The organism is Streptomyces canus (assembly GCF_001514145.1).
GTDB lineage: Bacteria > Actinomycetota > Actinomycetes > Streptomycetales > Streptomycetaceae > Streptomyces > Streptomyces canus.
The window spans coordinates 1-1832 of the sequence record NZ_KQ948718.1; the positions used below are offsets into that span (position 1 = coordinate 1).

General features: G+C 58.0%; 1 protein-coding gene. It reads left to right on the forward strand.

Going from position 1 to position 1832, the window contains the following annotated elements; translation table 11 throughout:
* The coding region (locus tag AQJ46_RS53900; protein WP_159064298.1) for a matrixin family metalloprotease at positions 1–1698 on the forward strand (1698 nt) is incomplete at its 5' end.
* Between the last annotated feature and the right edge of the window lie 134 nt (positions 1699–1832).

A 1832-nucleotide genomic window follows, 5' to 3' on the forward strand; every position in this document is an offset into this window, starting at 1 on the left:
CTCAGCTTGGACACGAGCGAGCTCTCCGAGAGCGTCACCCCTTCCCTGCTCAATTACACGAAAGGCCCCATGCCTCCGGGAGTGTCTACATTTACCGTGATCCCCGCAAGTTCTTATAGGCTTTTCAGGCAGGGAAGCCCGATCCCAGTCATCAAATTCAGCCTTGACGTGGCGGGTATCACGACTGTGATTGATGCACCCGATGGCGTGACGATAATTTCGGACCGCAGGTTCTGCGACGTGCCTGACCGCATCGTTACGGATCTTCAGAGGCAAACCTATGGTGGTCCTATACCCGGGCGATGGTCGCGCAGAATACTGACCTACTCATTCGATCCCTCGAACGCTGTGGGCGTTAACGAAACCCAGGTCAACGAGGCCATCGTGAGCGCCTTCTTCCGGTGGTCGGCTACGTCAGATGGGCTGCTCACCTTCGATCCCGTGGCCAGCAACGGCGACATTCACCTATCGTTTGTCGGCTTCAGCTTGTTCAACCGCCGCTTTGGAGAGCCAGGCGGAACGTTGGCGACCGCCAAGTCTCCCGAAGAGGGCGTCGTAAAGTTCGACAGCGCAGAAACCTGGACGGAGGAAAAACTCAGGTTTGTCGCCCTCCACGAGATCGGTCACGCCCTCGGGCTGAGGCACTCAGATAGTCCGTCATCGCTCATGTTTGCCTCTACCTCGGACACTGGGCCATGGATGCAAGATATAGACGAGGAGTCTCGCGACGCGCTCCGTCGTCTGTACGGATGGCACGACCCTCAACGCCTAGGGGACCGGGCTACGAGCGATCGTCCGTCGCTTGCCGCCGCCGGGCGAGTAACTTTCTCGTCCTCGACTGTGGCATTGCACATGGTATGGAAGGGGATAGAGGGCGACCCAGGGCTCTACGAGGCAACATTCAGGGATGGCGCTTGGAGTCCTCAGAGTCGAATCCAAGGTGAGTTCGGGTCAACTCATAGTCCAGACCTAGCGAGCTACTCGATTACGAGCGACGGTTTCTCGACGGGTTTGGTATTGGCGTGCAGGGGCATCGAGGGAGATCCAGGCATTTATGTCGCCTATAACGAAGGAATGGGCTGGACGGGGCGGACGCACATCCCAGATGTTGGATCAAGCACACGCCCGGCCGTCGCGGCGCTTGGCCCTACTCCCTATCTAGCCTGGAAGGGCATCGTGGGCGATGACGGCATCTATTGGACTCGGCACACGGCGGCGGGATGGCAGACTCAGCAGAAAGTGCAGGGTGTCGGAACCTCTCATTCTCCTGCACTCGTCGTATTCCGCAACAAGCTCCACATGTTTTGGAAGGGCATCGAAGAAGACGAGCGGATGTATTTCGCAAAGTTCGATATAAAGGAATCGTCATGGGAGCCGCATCAAGAGGTCCTCTACACACTCGCGGACGCCGACGGGGGCACGACTTACCATGTGGGCACGAGCCACGGACCATCCGCCACTGTGGATGGAGATCGGATCATGGTGGCGTGGAAGGGTATGCAGTCCGACCCGGAAATATACTTCAGCATGTACGATGGAACTGCATTTTCGGGACAGATACCCATCGGATTTGCGGGACAGGATTACTCCGGGGTGGCAACCTCTCGAGGCCCAGGAATTTGCCATTTTGACGGAACAACGCACGTGGCATGGAGAGGCGAGGGGGAGACCGACACTATGTGGTGGGCGGCACTATGAGGCCCATTGTGCAAATTCGCGAAGAGCCTATGGCCGCACACCTCTCCGGGTTCCCCATACCAGAAGAACGAGTCCCGCAGCTGGAAGCCACGACTTGTTTCCCGGCAAGCCCTTAGGGAACGAAAACAGGCACT